The 17,474-nt window shown below is 56.8% G+C and carries 14 protein-coding genes and 1 pseudogene; 13 read left to right on the top strand and 2 right to left on the bottom strand.

The genetic code is table 11. The features are described from left to right. Window positions 1-11 precede the first annotated feature (11 nt). The 12 genes from BLR08_RS23515 to BLR08_RS23460 all read left to right on the top strand — a co-directional run bounded on the left by BLR08_RS23515 (window position 12) and on the right by BLR08_RS23460 (window position 14,974). Window positions 12-551, top strand: coding sequence for a chromate transporter (locus tag BLR08_RS23515; protein ID WP_072335959.1), 540 nt, complete (start codon window positions 12-14; stop codon window positions 549-551). A 125-nt stretch (window positions 552-676) separates the two neighbouring features. Further along, window positions 677-1,354, top strand: coding sequence for a response regulator transcription factor (locus BLR08_RS23510; RefSeq protein WP_072335956.1), 678 nt, complete (start codon window positions 677-679; stop codon window positions 1,352-1,354). After that, window positions 1,351-2,736, top strand: a complete 1,386-nt coding sequence (locus tag BLR08_RS23505) for a HAMP domain-containing sensor histidine kinase (RefSeq protein WP_072335952.1) — start codon at window positions 1,351-1,353, stop codon at window positions 2,734-2,736. The genes BLR08_RS23510 and BLR08_RS23505 overlap by 4 nt, the downstream gene beginning before the upstream one ends. Before the next feature lie 323 nt (window positions 2,737-3,059). Then, the gene (locus BLR08_RS23500) at window positions 3,060-6,182 is read left to right on the top strand and encodes an efflux RND transporter permease subunit (RefSeq protein WP_072335949.1); all 3,123 of its coding nucleotides are present in this window, start codon (window positions 3,060-3,062) and stop codon (window positions 6,180-6,182) included. A gap of 118 nt (window positions 6,183-6,300) precedes the next feature. Beyond that, window positions 6,301-7,605, top strand: a complete 1,305-nt coding sequence (locus BLR08_RS23495) for an efflux RND transporter periplasmic adaptor subunit (protein ID WP_072335946.1) — start codon at window positions 6,301-6,303, stop codon at window positions 7,603-7,605. An 18-nt stretch (window positions 7,606-7,623) separates the two neighbouring features. After that, entirely contained in the window at window positions 7,624-9,396 is a 1,773-nt protein-coding gene (locus BLR08_RS23490; RefSeq protein ID WP_072335943.1) for a hypothetical protein, read from the top strand. 550 nt (window positions 9,397-9,946) lie between these two features. Continuing rightward, window positions 9,947-10,225 carry an ArsR/SmtB family transcription factor gene (locus BLR08_RS23485; RefSeq protein ID WP_072335940.1) on the top strand — a complete coding sequence of 93 codons (279 nt, stop codon included), beginning with the start codon at window positions 9,947-9,949 and terminating at the stop codon, window positions 10,223-10,225. A gap of 62 nt (window positions 10,226-10,287) precedes the next feature. Next, window positions 10,288-10,671, top strand: a complete 384-nt coding sequence (locus BLR08_RS23480; protein WP_072335936.1) for a VOC family protein — start codon at window positions 10,288-10,290, stop codon at window positions 10,669-10,671. A 469-nt stretch (window positions 10,672-11,140) separates the two neighbouring features. Beyond that, window positions 11,141-12,079, top strand: a complete 939-nt coding sequence (locus BLR08_RS23475) for a VanZ family protein (protein WP_072335933.1) — start codon at window positions 11,141-11,143, stop codon at window positions 12,077-12,079. Between the two features lie 168 nt (window positions 12,080-12,247). Next, window positions 12,248-13,048 carry an alpha/beta hydrolase gene (locus BLR08_RS23470; protein ID WP_072335930.1) on the top strand — a complete coding sequence of 267 codons (801 nt, stop codon included), beginning with the start codon at window positions 12,248-12,250 and terminating at the stop codon, window positions 13,046-13,048. Window positions 13,049-13,286: 238 nt separating this feature from the next. After that, complete coding sequence (locus tag BLR08_RS23465) at window positions 13,287-14,549, top strand: DUF445 domain-containing protein (protein WP_072335925.1); 1,263 nt, start codon at window positions 13,287-13,289, stop codon at window positions 14,547-14,549. A gap of 62 nt (window positions 14,550-14,611) precedes the next feature. After that, window positions 14,612-14,974 carry an ArsR/SmtB family transcription factor gene (locus tag BLR08_RS23460; RefSeq protein ID WP_072335922.1) on the top strand — a complete coding sequence of 121 codons (363 nt, stop codon included), beginning with the start codon at window positions 14,612-14,614 and terminating at the stop codon, window positions 14,972-14,974. Window positions 14,975-15,279: 305 nt separating this feature from the next. Here the strand turns inward: BLR08_RS23460 and BLR08_RS23455 are convergent, their stop codons facing one another. Beyond that, window positions 15,280-16,350 carry a M23 family metallopeptidase gene (locus BLR08_RS23455; RefSeq protein WP_072335919.1) on the bottom strand — a complete coding sequence of 357 codons (1,071 nt, stop codon included), beginning with the start codon at window positions 16,348-16,350 and terminating at the stop codon, window positions 15,280-15,282. 127 nt (window positions 16,351-16,477) lie between these two features. Here BLR08_RS23455 and larC point away from each other — a divergent pair, with 127 nt between their 5' ends. After that, window positions 16,478-16,954: a nickel pincer cofactor biosynthesis protein LarC2 gene (larC, locus tag BLR08_RS23450; RefSeq protein WP_072335916.1), complete on the top strand. Its 477-nt coding sequence runs from the start codon at window positions 16,478-16,480 to the stop codon at window positions 16,952-16,954. 325 nt (window positions 16,955-17,279) lie between these two features. Here larC and BLR08_RS31490 read toward each other — a convergent pair. Then, window positions 17,280-17,474: pseudogene (locus BLR08_RS31490) on the bottom strand (IS110 family transposase); the annotation flags it as partial.

Below are 17,474 nucleotides of genomic sequence, written 5' to 3'. Positions count from 1 at the left end.
TGGATTGGCATATGCTGTGGAACTTATTCATTACTTTTTTCAAAATCGGCCTGATGTCCTTCGGCGGCGGCTATGCGATGCTGCCCGTAATTCAGCATGAGGTGAATCAGCATGGCTGGCTCAGCGATCAGGCGTTTGCCGATACCGTTGCCTTGGCCGGGATGGCCCCGGGGCCGATCGCGACCAACAGCGCCACACTGATCGGCTTCAAGACGGCCGGAGCGAGCGGCGCTTTTGCTGCGACGGCGGGGATGGTGCTTCCCTCCTTGCTGATTGTCGTTGTAATCGCGACGTTTTTCCTGAAGTACCACCGGCATGAACGGGTGAAAGCCGCGTTCTACGGATTGCGGCCGGTCGTAACAGGCCTGATCGCCTATGCGGCCTTGCGTTACGGACTGGCTTCCACGGAGGAGAGCGGGATATGGAACTGGTCGCTGCTGGGCGGACTGATCATTACCGCCTGCGTAGTGGTCGGCATGATCCGGTACAAGATGCATCCGGCCGCCGCCTTGGTTTTGTCCGGGCTCCTGGGCATCGCTTTCTTCAGCTGAGCATACTGCCGAATGTCCCCTTTCGTTGAAATACGCGCGCGACTTTATTATGATCAGGGTACCGGACTTGGAGCCGGTGCCCTTTTCTCCTATTGGAAGGGGTAGTGGAATGCGAGGAGAAAACAATGAACCAAGTGCTTGTGGTCGATGACGATCCGTTTATCCGCCGGTTGGTTAAAGCGACGCTGCAGGCCGAAGGCTTTACCGTCCTGGAGGCGGAGAACGGCAAGGAAGCGTTGGCCTTGCTGGAGAGCGAGTCTGTGGCGCTGGTCGTGCTCGATATTATGATGCCTCATATGGACGGATGGGAGCTGTGCCGGGAAATCCGCCGCTATTATGCCGATCTGCCGCTGCTGATGGTGACGGCGCGCTCCCAGTCGTCAGACAAGGTGAAAGGCTTTCAGCTGGGCACGGACGATTATTTGGTCAAGCCGTTCGACCCGATGGAGCTGGTGATGCGGGTGCGCGCGCTGCTCAAGCGGTACCGGATCAGCTTGTCGCAGACGGTCCGCTTCGGCGGGCTGGAGATGAACCGGGAGCAGTACGAGGCGGTATGCGGCGGAATACGGCTGGAGCTTCCGCTGAAGGAGTTTGAGCTGCTGTTTAAGCTGGCTTCCTATCCGAATCAAATATTTACGCGCAACCAGCTGATCGAGCAAATCTGGGGCCTCGATTACGACGGGGATGAGCGGACGGTAGACGTGCATATCAAGCGTCTGCGGGAACGGCTTCCCGAGCAAGGGGCGGGTCTGGCGATCAAGACGATCCGGGGGCTCGGCTACAAGCTTGAGGCGGCTCCATGATCCGCTCCCTGTATCAGAGAGTTGTCCTGACGTTTCTCGTCGCCGTTATCCTCGGGCTGACGGTCGCCTTCTTCGTGATGCTGTCGCTGTATCGGGATACGTTCAATGCAGGCATTCAGCGACAGTTCAGCGATACGGCCGCGGATATAGCCGGGGTGCTGGGGCGAGTAGAGCGCGGACAGTGGGATGAGCTGCTGCGGGAGCAGCATTGGATATCCGTGTTAAGGATAACCTTGATCGCTCCTTCGGGTGAAGCGCATGCTTACGGAGGCGGCCCGGTTCAACCGGAGCCGATGCAGATCCCGCCGGATGCGCTCCGGCAGGTCCGCTCCGGCCAGAGCTATGCCAGCACCGGCATCGGCTCGCTGTACAGCCGCATGTACGGGGCGCCGGTGCGCACGGAGGAGGGTGTGTACGGGCTGTTCATTCAACCCGGGAATCAGTCGGAGCCGGATGATCTGGGCAAAACGCTGCTGACGACGCTGCTGATCGCCTTGGCAGCGGGCAGCTTGTTTATTTTGGTGGCCGCGAGGTATCTCGTCAACCCGCTCAATCGGATGACGCAGGCCACCCGCCGGATGGCCAAAGGCGACTTCAACGTTCAGCTTAAGCTGCGCAAGCGCAGGGACGAGCTGGGCGAGCTTGCCCGCAGCTTCGATCATATGGCGGTCGAGCTGCGGCAGCTGGAGCGGATGAGGCAGGATTTCGTCGCCAATGTTTCGCATGAGATCCAATCTCCGCTAACGTCCATCTCCGGCTTCTCCAAGCTGATGCGCAATCCCGGCATGCCGGAGGAGGAGAAAGGCCAGTACCTCGATATCATCGAAACGGAGGCTGACCGGCTGTCCCGGCTGACCGAAAATCTGCTCAAGCTTGCTTCATTGGATAGCGAGCATCATCCGTTTCATCCCGTCCCGTTACGGCTCGATGAGCAGCTCCGCCGGATCGTAGTGGCGCTGGAGCCGCATTGGTCGGCTAAGGGGCTGGAGCTGCAGCTGGAGCTGCCGCAGGTAAAAGTAATGGGAGACGAGGATCAGCTGAGCCAGGTATGGGTCAATCTGTTGACGAACGCCGTAAAGTTTACTCCGGAGGGCGGCTCTATCGAGCTTAAGCTGGAGGCGCTGACGGATCGGGTGCGGGTCATATTCCGCGATACGGGCATCGGGATAGCCGCCGAGGATATGGAGCGAATCTTCGAGAGGTTCTACAAGGCCGACCGTTCGCGGGGACGCGAGAAGGGCGGCAGCGGGCTCGGCCTGGCCATCGTGCGGAAGATTGCGGAGCTGCACGGGGGAACGGTCGAGGCGGCCAGCGAGCCGGGACGCGGAACGACGGTGACGGTGACGCTGCCGAGCGGGCTCGGTCCGCCGTCCAAGCCTTAAAGCGCTGCCGCCGCTCGAAGCAAGAGCAGAGCGGCTGGAGGGGGCCGCCGCTGCCAACCAAACCTAGGATAATCGCCGGACAAGTCCAAGCGCTGCAGGAAGCTGCAGGCTTGGGCTTTTTGCGCTTTTTTCCAATGGGGGCGGGAGAGCGCGGCTGTGTCAGAACGACGGCATGGCCTATTATCCGCAAACCGCCCGTCTATTCGAACATGGGCCGAAGCAGGGGAGCTTCTGTTCATACGGAGTTCATAATTCGGGTATATAGTGGGTTGTGCATATACAGACAGGACCTGAGGTCCGCATAGGGGATGAGGGGTGCAGGAATGAACCGAATGACGCAGTTTTCAATGAAAAATATTTCCGCCGTGTTCATCATCATGCTGCTGCTGTTCGGTAGCGGCCTGTATGCCGCGGGCAAGCTGAAGGTGGAAAATATGCCGGATGTCTCGTTCCCTGTCGTGGTGGTGACGACGCAGTATGCGGGCGCTCCCCAGGACGTGATGGATGAGGTTACGGCCCCGATCGAGGAAAAGCTGGCCAATCTGGAGGATATCGATTCGCTGACCTCCACCTCGAGCGATAACAACTCGTTCGTTATCATCATGTTCAAGCAGGATGTGGATATCGACAAGAAAAAGCAGGATGTGGAAAGCCTGCTTACCGAGGTCCGGCTTCCGGCATCCGCAGGAACGCCCAAGGCGTCCACATTCGGCGCTTCGTCGATGGCCAGCAATTATCTGGTCGTGTCCGCCGAAAACGGCATGAGCCAAACCGAGCTCGACAAGGTGTTCAAGGACACGATCGAACCGGGGCTTGCCGGCATCAAGGGCGTCGATCATATGGATATCGTCGGGGCGAGGGACACGAGCCTGGACATCGAGCTGGATGCGGGCGCGCTCGCGAACTTCGGCCTCTCGCCGATGCAGGTCAGCAGCGCGATCAGCTCCGCCATGACGAAAAGCCCGATCGGCAGCGTGACGCTGAGCGGCAACGACAAGATGGCCCGGGTGACGGGCAGCATCGAAAGCGTGCATGAGCTGGAGGAGCTGGAGCTGACGACGGCCAAAGGGGATATCGTCAAGCTGTCCCAGGTCGCTCATGTCAAGGCGATTACCGAATCCGACTTTGTCGGACGTCTGGACGGCAAGCCGGCTATCGCGCTTATTTTGTACAAGACGGGCAGCGCCAATGCGGTCGATTTCTCCGACGAGCTCAAAGCCAAGGTGGACGGCTGGCATCAGACGCTTCCGAATGTCATGTTCAAAAGCACGTATGACAGCGCCGACCAGATCAAGGAATCGATCCATGGCTTGCTACGCGAAGGGATTATCGGCGCTTTGCTCGCTTCGCTGATGATCCTGCTGTTTCTGCGCAATGTCCGCATGACCTTGATCGTGCTTGTCTCGATCCCGCTGTCGATCCTCATCACGCTGCTGCTGATGTGGCAGCTGGATCTCACGCTCAATACGATGACGCTCGGCGGGATGTTTATCGCCGTCGGACGGGTCGTGGACGACGCGATCGTCGTTATTGAGAACATTTACGCATCTCTTGAGAAGGCACAGAAGAGAAATGAATCGGTCATTCTGCTCGCTACCCGGCAGGTGGCGATGGCGATCACCTCGTCCACGCTGGCGACGGTCGGCGTATTCGCGCCGCTCGGCATGGTCAGCGGGATCGTGGGAGGCTTCTTCCGCCCGTTCGCCATCACACTCGCCTGCGCGCTGCTGGCATCGCTGCTCGTAGCGCTCACCGTCATCCCGATGCTGGCCAAGCTGCTGGTGCTGAGCGGCAAGAAGCAGCCGAAGGCTCATGACGAGTCCGATCACGGCAAGCTGGGCCGCTTCTACGGCAGAGTGCTGGAGTGGTCGCTAACGCATCGCATCAAGACGCTGGTCATCGCGGGCCTGCTGTTCGTCGTAACGCTGGGCGCTACGATTCCGGCGTTGAATGTCTCCTTCCTCCCGAGCGGAGAAGCTTCGCGGACGATGTATTTCTCCCTGAAGCTGCCTTACGAAACCTCCTTCGAAGCGACGGATGAGAAAACGAAGGAGCTGGAGAGCATTCTGATGGAGACAAAGGACAGCGACGGACAGCCGCTGCTCACCTTTGTCGAAGGGCTGGTCGGCTACAGCGGCAGCGATGACGAGCGTTCGCCTTATGCCTCGCAAATTTATGTGGAGCTGAACGAACGTGTCGATCCGGAGCGCGTGAAGGAGCAGATCAAGGAATTTCTGATATCCGAGCTGCCACAGGGCTCTGAGGTGACCGATCATGCGCTCGGCGGCGACTTCGGCGTAGCGACAACGGATTTCTCGTATTCGCTGAAAGGCGAGGATCAGGAGCAGCTGGTGCAGGCTGCGGCTCTTATCAAGGAGAAGCTCCGCACGTTCCCGGAATTGTCGGAGATTGAAGATAATTTGAGCGATGCGAAGACGGAAGTCGTGATTGACGTCGATCCGAAGAAAGCGCGCAGCTACGGGCTGAATGCCGCGAATGTACGCGATACGGCCCGCATCTGGGTGCAGAAGCAGAGCTTGGGCGATCTGAAGCTGGACAATGTGACCTATACGACGACTGTGTCTCTTAACAAGTCGGATAAAGATACGCTGGAGAAGCTGGGCAATCTTCCGCTTACCTCGGGCAGCGGCGCGACCGTTTACCTGAGGGAGATTGCGACCATTCAAGAGAAGCAGTCCCCGGCCTCGCTGTCGCGCGAAGAGCAGCAGCAGCTGGTGAAGGTGACGGCCAAAATCAACGACGAGAATAAAAACGGCGTCAGCGCCAAGCTTACCGAGCAGCTGGCAGGCGTAGAGCTGCCGGACGGCGTCTCCCGCGAGGTGCAGGGGGTGTCGGCCGACATCGAGGAAAGCTTCTCTCAATTGTTCATGGCGATGGCGGTTGCGGTCTTCGTCGTTTACCTGATCATGGTGCTTGCCTTCGGCAACGCGAGCGCTCCGTTCGCGATTTTGTTCTCCCTGCCGCTGGCGGCTATCGGAGGTCTGCTCGGTCTTGTCCTGACGGGCGAGGCGTTGAACGTTACCTCGATGATCGGCTTTATGATGCTGATCGGCATCGTCGTCACCAATGCGATCGTGCTGATCGACCGGGCTCAGCAGCTTCGCGAGGAAGGCTTTACAGTCCGCCAGGCGCTGATCGAAGCCGGACTTGTCCGCTTGCGTCCGATCATCATGACCGCCGGAGCGACGATTATGGCGCTCATTCCGCTGGCTATGGGCTTGTCTGGAGAAGGCGGACTGATCGGCAAAGGGCTTGGCGTAGTCGTGATCGGCGGACTGGCGACTTCGACCGTATTGACGCTGGTTGTCGTACCGGTCGTCTATGAGCTGATCGAAGGGGTCAAGGCGCGTGCGGGCCGGTGGTTCGGGAACGGCGCCAAGCCTGTGGAGACAGCAACGGCACCGGCTTCCGCTTCCGAGCTGTAAGGGGCAAGCCGGCCGCAAGCAAGCGGGCGATTACTAAAGCAAGTCGGGAAAATAGAGAGGGCGGCCCGGCGTTAAGCCGATGAGCCGCGTAGAGAAGCTTTTTGAGGAGGCCAGAGGGATGAAGAGGGTTAGCGGAGATAAAAAACGGGCGGCCAAAAGCCGGCTGGCAAGCGTCGTGCTTGCGTCAGCCGTTCTGTCTGCCGTAGCGGCAGGCTGCTCCGTCGGAGGAGCGGGCGGCAGCGGGGCAGCCGAAGCGCAGCTGCAGGTGCGCCCGGTAAAATTGGAGACGGTGGCGAAGCGAAGCATCGGCCAGCCTGCCGAGCAAGTGGCCGAGGTGATCGCCCAGCATGTGGTCGATGTGCTGCCCAAGGCGAGCGGCGAGGTTGTCGAGGTGTTCAAGCAGCGCGGGGAGCGGGTAGAGAAGGGAGACGCGCTGCTGCGCTTGGACAGCCGGGATGCGGAATCCGCGCGCAGCAAAAGCGAGCTGGCCTTGCGCAGCGCGCAGGAGTCGCTGCAGAAGGCCAAGGATGACCGTGCTAACGGCCGGCAGGATCTGGCCGACGGCGTCACCCGCGCAGAGACGGCGCTGCGCAATGCGGAGGAGGAGCAGGCCAAGCTGCGCAACGATTATGACGCCGGCCAGGCGACCGAGCACCAGCTCCAGCAGGCTCAGCAGCAGGTGGACAATGCCCGGATGACGCTGGATTCGGCCCGCAGCAAGCTGGCGGCGAGCGATAACTCAAATGCGATCGCCTCGGTGGAGACGCAGGCCGAGTCTGCGAGGCTGTCGTACGACGATGCGGTCCGGGCGCTGGATCATTACACGGTTCGGGCGCCGGTCAGCGGCTTGTTGACGGACTTTAACGTCACCGCGGGACAGACGGTATCTCCCGGAGGCAAATTGGGCCAGGTGCAGCAGGTCGATCCGATCCGGATCAAGACGGAGCTGTCGGAGGCGAACTATTTGCTGGTGAAAAACAAGCAGGAGCTTGTGTATTACACGCCTGGCTTGCCGGAGTCCAAGAAGACGGCGGCCATTGCTTATCTCTCTCCCGTGATGAGCGCCGCGACCAAAACATACACCCTTGAGCTTGAGGTGGCGAACAGCGATGGCGCTCTTCAGCCCGGCCAGCGGGTGACGGTGCAGCTGACCTCCGAGGCGGAGGAGCAGGTGCTTGCCGTACCGACCTTGAGCCTAATTCGCGAGGAAGCGGGAGCCTTCCTGTTCGTGCAGCAGGGCGACCAATATGTGAAGCGGGCCGTGAAGCTGGGACGCATCAACGGCGCGTATCAGGAAGTGCTGGAGGGCATCCGCGAAGGCGATCAGCTGGTCGTAACCGGGCAGCATACGCTGAAGGACGGACAGAAGACCGGGGAAACGCAGAACGCGCCCGCTCAGGCGGCAGGCACGAATTCCAACTAAAGCGAGGAGACTAACTTCATGAATAAACCTTGGAAATCGGGCGTAACCGCCCTTGTCGTCGGGGCGATGATGCTGCAGGGAGGCGCAGGCGCGCTGGCGGCGGATGCGGGGGCGGGCGAGGCGGATGCTTCCGCTTCTGTCTTGGCCGCATCCTCTGCCACGGTGCCTGCCGCAGCGCCGGCCAACTATGGCCTCACCGCCGATATTCGCGCCGCGGTCAAGAGCGTCTCGGTGGAGACTACTGCGCAGGGACTTCAGCTGGCGGCGACGGTAAGGCTGTATAACGGGGGCGCCGTGTCCAACCGCGTGCCTGAGCATGAGCTGCGCCTGTATGGGCAGGATGGCATCGCCTACGTGCTGAAGCCAAGCGCAGCGAACAAGAAGGCGCTGCAGCCGAAGGAGATCGGCGAGCTTGTTTATATGGCGACGATCGACAGCAAGGATACGTTTCGCGCCGCGCGGCTGTCCTGGGTGAAGGTCAATGAATATGTGTATCCGAAGCAGGAGACGCTGCTGCTGGATATGCCCGTCGGCCATGTCTGGTACGGAAGCGGACAGCAAGCTTTGTCCGCTCTGCCCGAGCTGGCTTGGGGAGAGACATTCACCATTCCCGGCGTCAACTCCGGGCTGAGGTATACGCCGTCCCAATACGCCATCCAGAGCACGGAACAGGGACAGGTAGCGAACGTTACGCTGTTGGCGGACAATCCCGGAACGGGCCGTGAGACGGTGCCCGCCTTCCGGCTGGATGCCGCGGCCGAGCAGAAGGCTTATCGGGGAGAAGCGGCTGAGAAGGAGCCTGTCGTGCTCGAAGCAGGCGGACAAGCCTATCTGCACTATGCGATTCCGCTGGAGACGGGGGCTGCGGTGACTGGGCTGACCGTCGTCACGACGGAAGCGTTCGTCCCCCAACCGGGCGCGCCGTCCGTGGCGGTCGATACGGGCAAGCTGACCGTGTCGCTGCCGGCGGACCGCGGCGGCCAGCCGGTGCCGGTTGCCTATACGCTGGGCAGCCCGATCGCCTTCGATCCGGTCTCCAAGCTGATCGACGGTCAAACCTCGGTCTCCCTGATGGAGCTGCATGTGAGCGAAAATCCGGATATGGGCTACCAAACGGCTGTCGCCAAGTTCAGGCTGACCAATAACGGGACGGTTCCCGTCACGCTGCCTTCCTTTGGAGCTGAGCTTGTCGGCAGCGGAGGAGCCGCCTACGCAGGCATGCGGCAGGCTAACGCGCCGGCCATGCTGAATCCGGGACTGAGCTCCATCGTCAACTACTCGTTCTCCGTGCCGAAGTCCGAGCAGGCGGAGGCGTTCACCCTGAAGCTGCTGGATACCCGTGCGGCTGCGCCATATAAGACTACGGTCGCTTCTCTGCGGACGCCGCTGGAGAAGGATGGAGACAGCATGAGCGATGAGACCGTGTACAAGGTGTATCCGTTCGATATCCGGTTCAATCTGTATCAAATCTCGGCACTGTTCAACTCGGCTACCTTTACGTATACGTATAAGGTTATGCTCGATCTGGACATTACCCAGGCCGATGATGTTGTCGTCGACGACAGCTCGTCCAAGCTGAGATTCGAAGCGGTGGATGCGGCGGGACGTACGCTGGACGCGATCGAGGCGCCGTTCGCAGGGACGAACCGGCTGATCAGCGGCCGCCAGTCGCTGACGTTTAACAATATCAAGAGCGAGCAGCTCGACTCGAACGTCACGATCCGGGTATATGAATCGGTCGCGCTGCCGAACGGAGCAACGGCCAAGCGGCTGCTCAAGACGCTGAAGTAAAGAGGCTGAAGTAAAGAGGCTGAAATAAAGAGGCTGAAATAAAGAGGCTGGAGTAAAACGGCCCGCGGATAACGGAATGACGATCGGTAACAGAACGAGGCTGTCCCATACAGGGGGCAGCCTTGTTTTACTAAGGACACAATATTTGCCGCTGCTCATTTTCACGCTGGAGTTGTGCCTTGAGACATGTTAATATCTGTCCAAATTCCACATGGTGGATGAGGGGCGGAGTATGTTGTAAGGATTTCCATACAAATCTCCAGTATTGGCCATTAGGTCGGGGCTCGTTGTACGGATTTCCATACAAATCCCCTATTTGGCTGCCGGACAGGAAGGCATACTACGGTTTTCCCTTACTGCCTGGTGCTTTCCTTGCATCATCATGCGAGAAGCCCTTTTTTGAGACAGCTCCTTCCTTTTTCTGTATTCGAGCAGCTATTTCGAGTTCAATTATGAGGCTTTAAACTTATTCAGATTGCTGTTGTCATACATGCAGCTTTCAGTTGCTTGTGCTTGACATGCAACTCCGGAGTTGCCTATAATCCATGTTATGAATAAGGAGAAAAATGACGCTATATTCAAAGCTCTTGGCGAGTCCACGCGCCGGCTTATATTAGACGAGCTGGCCGAACGCAATGAGCAAACATTGTACGAGCTTACCGTTCGTCTTATTACGAAGCATGACCTTTCCATCACGCGGCAGGCGATAGCTAAACATCTATCCGTATTGGAAGAAGCAGGGCTCGTAAAGTCAGAAAAAAAGGGAAAATATCGAGTGCTTGTATTCAACAACGAACCGCTTAAACATTTGCTGGAAGGATGGATATAAATTCAGACCCAAGCCAGATACTCGCACAGTGCCAATGCTGTAATATCAAAGGAGGAATATGGATGAAAATCATCGTGACCAGTTTATTCGTTCAAGATCAGGACAAGGCGTTGGCGTTCTATACGGAGACGCTCGGATTTGTAAAAAAGCATGACGTCCCCATGGGAAAATTCAGGTGGATCACGGTCGTTTCTCCCGATGAGCAGGACGGTACCGAGCTTGTCCTCGAACCGAATGACCATCCTGCCGCCAAAGATTATCAAAAGAAAATATCGGAGGATGGCATCCCGGCGACCATGTTTGGCGTTGCTGATATTCACCAAGAGTATCAACGGTTATTGGACAAAGGTGTGAAGTTTACTATGAAGCCGACAACAATGGGCGAATTCACAATAGCCGTGTTCGACGATACATGCGGCAACCTGATTCAGATGATACAGAAGTGACTGCATGCTCCATCAACGGGAACATAGGCTATTGATCCTCATTCGCCGCGGGATGCTAAAGCTTTGATTGATAAGGGGTTTCTCGGAAATAGCTTTTGTCCCCAAATTGTCCCCATAAAAAACTTAGCTGCCCATAACGGCGTTCAGAGTTGAATTGAACTCTTTCACCGCCGTCAATGTGTAAGGCAGTGAAGCTATACTTGCATTGTTTAAACTAATACCTGGAAAAGGGAAATCCTCCTTGCAGATAAGTATGGAAGGTGGATTTTTCAGCGAATTTATATTTAATTTGCTCTTTTTTCGTGATTCTTTAGGAATGGTATTTTGCTGCTCAATGACGACGAGAACACAACCAAAAAGCGCGGAGCCAGACCGCAGCGCAAAGCTTAAATGTAAAGCAAGGGTTCAATGCAGGTCGGGGCAGCAAGTTCAGTTTCCAGGAAATATCCCCGCGGCAAAGGAGTTAATCATGACAAAACAACGTAAGATTATGCTTACCTTAACCATACTCTATACCGTTATAATTCTTTATTTTATGTTTTTCGCTTTCGGTAGAACAGGTGCCTCCGAGCGAGCCGATGGCTACACTTTTATCTTCTTACCTGACAATTTCTTCACGCTGCCAACTATATCTGATCTTCTACATCCTACGCTCATGGATATTGTAGATTTTGGGAACACCATAGCTTTTATTCCTTTTGGTATACTGATTCCCTTGTTATATCGGATCACTTTTGTTCGATTCCTTACATTGTTCTTTTTGTCGATTATCGTACTGGAAACTGTACAGGCACTTTCGTTTCTCGGCAGCTTTGATATTAACGACGCCATTCAAAACTCATTAGGCGCAGCAGTCGGTTTTGGGGCGTATAAGCTTGGTTTTCGTTCAAAAAATGGTTGGCGCAATATCATAATAACTGCTATCTCCTCTGTGTTTCTTTTAGCTGGGTTATGGGGATTGTGTGGGATTGTGGATAAAGCGTTAACTAAAGAAGAAGGTCCGTTTGTCGCCATAAACGAATTGATGGACAACTCCGGAATCTTATCAGCCGGAATAAAACCGAATCGCTTTACATTAAGTGGTCAAGACGTAATCCCTCGCTATAATATGTATGATGTCGGGAATGAACATTTAAAAACGTTCACATACGCGAGTAAAGAGGAGATGATTTTCTTCTTAAATTACGGGATGCCTGAACAAACGGACTACGCTGGAAGCATCCGTGTTTCCGTCAATGGACGGGAGGTATTGACCAGCTCTGGCGAGGATCAACGTCTTTATCCGGAACTGTTCCCGGCGATGTTTAAGATTCCTGTCGAGGCGGGGAGCGAGATTAGGATAACCGTTGAAGGGAACGAAAAAATATGGGATGTCGGTTATAGGAAGATGAAATACTTTTGGAACTGAGTCCGAACACGCACTCCGCATGCTCGGTCAACGAAGGCTGAGGCAATCCTTGAAAAGCAGGCAGATTCAGGAAGGAACAAGCCGCACGATGTCGAATACGAACAGGAAGCTGGTTCCGGCAGAACGGCCGGCCACAATCTTGCCAAGCATCGAAAGGGGAATGTTCAGATGTCTGTGATGAAAGTATGGCCGCAGGAGCTGCCTGACCGGCAGCCGGATGTGGAGGAGGAGCAGCCGACGTTAACTCCGTACCTGCTGCCAGCCGGGGAAGGGGAGCATCATCCCGCCGTCATCGTATGCCCGGGAGGCGGTTACGTCAAGAGAGCGGATCACGAAGGGCGGCCCGTAGCCGAGTGGCTTAACCGGATCGGCATCTCGGCCTTCGTCCTGGATTACCGGGTGGCGCCGTCCAAGCACCCGGCTCCGCTAGGAGATGCCAAGCAGGCGATCCGGATCGTCAGAGCGAATGCGGAAGCATGGGGGATCGATTCGGGGCGTATCGGTATTCTGGGCTTCTCTGCGGGCGGCCATCTGGCGGCCTCGGCCAGCGTGCTGTTCGAGCCGGGAGACGAGGCGGCGGAAGACCTGCTGCAGCGGCAGTCGACGAGGCCGGATCTGGCGATCCTCTGCTATCCGGTCATCAGCCTGCTCCCCGAGTTCGGTCATCAAGGCTCGAAGAATAACCTCATCGGAGAAGAAGCGCCCCAAGAGCTCGTGAAGGCGCTCAGCCTGGAGCTGCAGGTGAGTCCCGAAACACCGCCGGCGTTCATCTGGCATACGTCCGATGATGCGTCAGTGCCTGTAGAGAACGCGCTGTACTTCGCCGCGGCGCTGCGCCGCAACGGGGTGCCGTTCGAGCTGCACAGCTACGAGAGCGGCCGGCACGGCCTGGGGCTTGCGCCGGAGCACCCGTACGCGGAGCCATGGACGGCCGCCTGCGAGCGCTGGCTGCGCAACCGGGGTTTCTAACGCGAAGCCCTGCATCAAGAAACATAAATGGCGAAGGCGGCGGGGCTCAGGCTCTGCCGTCTTTGTCATGCGGAGGCGCTTGCTTAGGCCCGGCTGCGCTTCGTATTTATAGCAGGAAGGGTAATACTGCTTGAGGGCGCTCGGCTGTCCCGGTGATACTCCTATTGAAAAAGTGGCATCCTACCAGTATCATGGATTTCAGACAACATAGGAGAGATGCAAGCAGGGAGGGGAAGGCATGAGGAACAAGAAAGGGAAAGCAGGATACACGGCAGTCATTTCCCTCATCGTCATGTTTGCGGGATTTGTGCTGACCATCCCTTGGGCGGCTGCGATCCCATGGGTAAGATTTCTGCAAAGCGGCTTCGAGGCGGGTCTGGTCGGCGGTCTTGCGGACTGGTTCGCGGTGACGGCGCTGTTCCGGCATCCGCTTGGCATCCCGATCCCCCATACGGCGCTGCTGCCGAAGAACCGGGAGCGGGTCACGCAGGCGCTGGTATCGACGGTGCAAAATGAGCTGCTCAGCAAGGAAAGCATGACCGCCAAGCTGGAGACGCTGCAGATCGGCGAGCGGCTGCTGGAGCTGCTTGATCGGCAGGTGGGCACGGAGCAGGCCAAGGAAGCTTTGCTGAAGCTGGTCGAGACGGTGCTGGAGCAGATTCCGTGGGACGAGGCAGCGGGTCTGGCGGAGAAGGAGCTGCGCCGCTATGCGGATGAGCTGGATGTCCCTCAGCTGCTGCAGACAGGGGTACGGTATGCGGTTGATCGCCAATATGACGAGAAGGCGCTGAACGGACTGCTGGATCTCGTCTACGATCTGGTAAGCCGTACGGACACGCGAAACCGGCTCGGCGCGCTGGCTGTTAATGCGGTATCGCAGATGAATACCGGAGGCGGGTTTATGTCCTTTGCAATGAACGCCTTTGCCGGGTTCGTGAACGAGGATAAGCTGGGCGGCATGATCCAGGAACAGCTGCTCCGCGAGATTATCCGGCTGAAAAATGCCCAGGACGGCAACCGCCGCTGGGTGCTTGGCGAGCTGCGCCAAGCTCTGCAGTCGTTCGGCCAGACCGAGGAGCAACGCGAGGCGATTGAATCCTGGAAGCGCGAGCTGCTGGACGGACTGGAGCTGTCCGACAAGACGGCCCGGGTCGTGCAGAGCATCCGCTCCAGGCTGACCGATTTTGTCCGCGGGGAGCGCTTTGCCGAGGAGTACATGATTCCTTATCTGAAGCGCATGCTGCACAAGCTGAAATCGGACGCTGCCGCCATGCACAGCCTGGAGACATTTATCCGCACCGGTCTGACCCATTGGATCGGCGAAAACCATCATCTCATCGGCAAGCTTATTCATGAGAATGTGGACAAGTTCGACAATGCCACCTTGATCTCCCTGATGGAAGACAAAATCGGCAAGGATCTGCAGTGGATTCGGGTGAACGGGGCGATCTGCGGATTTTTGATCGGCCTCGTCTTATTTGGAGTCCGGGCCCTTATCTAAGCGCAGGCATGGTATAATGTCGTATAGAGGAATCCATTTGCTTGAAGGAAGGGCGGTGCGAGATGAGCAACATCGTGCAGGAGCAATGCGACGATACCTGTGAAGGCACGTCCGGGCTCGCTGAGCTGAAGCGCAATCTGATCGGGGAAGCGACGGCTGGAGGGCTTGCGGATATTTTCAAAGCGCTGGGCGATCCGACCCGGGTCAAAATTATTCATACGCTGCTGCAGCAGGAGCTTTGTGTGCATGATATTACCCAAGTGCTCGATATGGGGCAGTCGGCCGTCTCCCATCAGCTCCGCTACCTTCGCAATCTGCGGATCGTGAAGCGGCGCAAGGAAGGCAAGACCGTCTTTTATTCGCTCGACGACGAGCATATTGAACAAATCTTCGTCCAGATGCTTCAGCATATGAAGCATACATGAAGCTAAGCCTGTCCGGTTCGCCGGGCGGGCTTTTCTCTTGTTTTGCCGGTCTGGCCCAGCTTGGAGGGGAAATAAAAGCCCCGTCAGCCAAGGCCGATTTGGACCTTCCATTGGCAAAACTGAGGCTTTGAGGGTTTTGAATACTTTATTGAATCATCATATACGCGTTACTCGTGCTTTTTTTGGGCCCGACTTGTCGGGCGGCGAACCCATTCCTCCGTCTTTCTCTCCGGTGGCTTCGACGTCGAAATGGCTTGATCCGTTGTTTGTCCATTTGGACTAGTGCTGGTATGTTGGGCTTGGGCTTATTTGCGTTTACGCAAGCCTTCCTCGCGTTCCCATTTGCGCAGATGCGGATAAGGATCGAAAGACCAGTCCGTTAGCCCGTTGTCCCGATATAAGCCGTAATGCAGATGTGGAGGGAATTTGCCGCTCGTTCCCGGCTTTCCGTAGCCTGAGCTTCCTACCCAGCCGATAACCTGACCGGGCTTGACGACGGTGCCCGTGCTGATCTCCTTTTTGTTGAAACCGGACAGATGGGCGTAATAATGATACACGTTGTTCAGATCGCGTATGCCGATGCGCCAGCCTCCGTAAGGATTCCACCCCATAATTTCCACGATGCCATAGGTGGCGCTCCGAACGGGCACGCCATGGCCGGCGAACAGATCCGTTCCTTCATGAATCCGGTACCCGCCCCAGCCGCGGCTTGCGCCCCAGGTGCTGCGGTAGGAATAATCCGAGCGGAGCGGCAGCACGAAGCAATGCTCGTGCAGGTCCAGCGTGTCCGAGGCTGCATAGATGGCGGAGAACTGCTGGATGCGCTCGACGCTGCGCGTATTTTGATAATACTCCCACAAGGCAATTTTTAAGTCTTCCTGAGCCGTGCCCCGCTGCAGCAAATAGCGGGCCATCGCATACAGCCGGTCCATCTCATTGGCCCGGTCCGCGAGCCCGTCGCCCGAGCCATCCTGCCCCAGTCCGCCGAAGAAGGCGATACTGGTTAAATTTTGATCCTCATGATCCGGATTCATGATCCCTCCCCACTGCAGATCTGTGAAGTGGATGGCAATCAAGCCGCCCGGAACCGTTCTTTTTTTGGCGATATTGATAGTGCGTTCGTATTGATCGATAGCAGCCAGCGTGTACCACGGAATACCCGTCAGCGCGCTGATCTTATCTAACATATCCTTGCGTTCGGCGAAGACGGCTTTCATATTGCCCGAGGTCTTCGGCTTGGCGGGCGTTGGCGCCGCCGGCTTTGCAGGGGCCGCGGCTGCTGCGTAACCCGACTGGGGGATGCCGCTCCAGATGCCGGCTGCGAGCAAAGCGCCGCAAACCCAGCCGGCGATAGGTTTTGTGCCAGGGAATACCATGAACAATTTCCTCCTGCTGCTTGATGCGAGTCTTCGCTTAAGTCGGTAAAGTTAGCTTGCGCGCGCCGCTGGCTTTTTATCCCGGAACAAGTTTGATATGATGCTGGGAAGGGGAGGAATGATAGAGATGGCATTTGACCACCGAACGGAGCACGTGGATACGGGGATGCTGATTATTCAGGCCAATCTGGACGATATGAATCCGGAATTTACTTCTTATATTACCGACAAGCTGCTGGGAGCCGGAGCCAACGATGTGTACTGGATTCCGATTATTATGAAGAAGGGACGTCCGGGCGTCATGCTCAACGTGCTGACAACCGAAAGGAAAGCCGGGGAGCTTGAGGAGATCATCTTCTCGGAGACGACGACGATCGGGTTGCGGTATGTGAGGGCGGAATGCCATCGGCTGGGAAGGGAGTTTATACCGGTCGACACTCGGTGGGGGACGATTCACGTAAAAGCGGCCTTCCATGACGGCCGGATGGTGCAATTCGCGCCTGAGTTCAAGGAATGCGAGCAAGCGGCTAAAGCCCACCAGGTGCCGTTAAAGCAGGTGTATGACGAGGTGAGGCGATTGTTTTTGGACACGCGGGAGGATTAAATGGGCGTGCAGGCCGGAGATGCGGCTATGAAGGGGCGGCGCGGTAGCGATGACTTTTACAAATCGGAGGTTTGACCGCCGCTGTGGCGAGATGGGCGGTTTTTCGTATAAATACGGATAGCGCAATCGCAAATTGGGGACGTGTATACGATTTTTCGCATAAAAGCTATAGTTTGAGCGCCAGTCGCGGGGCATTTGCACGGTTTTTCTGTGAAAATACGTTAAACAGATGAGTGTGCGATTTTCTGTTTTTAGGCAATACAATGCCCGGGATCTCCATTTCAATGAGTCCATGTTTATCCTGTCTATAAGTTGGTAACAATAATTAACTTGCTCGTTTTTTTGGTCCGCCTTCTAGGTAAGCTTCTTTGTTTTTAAGCATGTTATAGGCAATGACCAGTATGGTTCGTGCAACAGCAATGCAAGCTTTCTTCTTTCCACGCCTTGATGCGATCTTCCAAAATTTCGTGGATAAACCGTTGTTTCTCGTACGAGCGATTGCCCAGGCCGCTTCGCATAA

Source organism: Paenibacillus sp. cl123 (genome assembly GCF_900101595.1).
Taxonomy (GTDB): Bacteria; Bacillota; Bacilli; order Paenibacillales; family NBRC-103111; genus Paenibacillus_G.
Note: the sequence above shows the minus strand (reverse complement) of the source record. Positions and strands in the feature narration are given on the sequence as shown.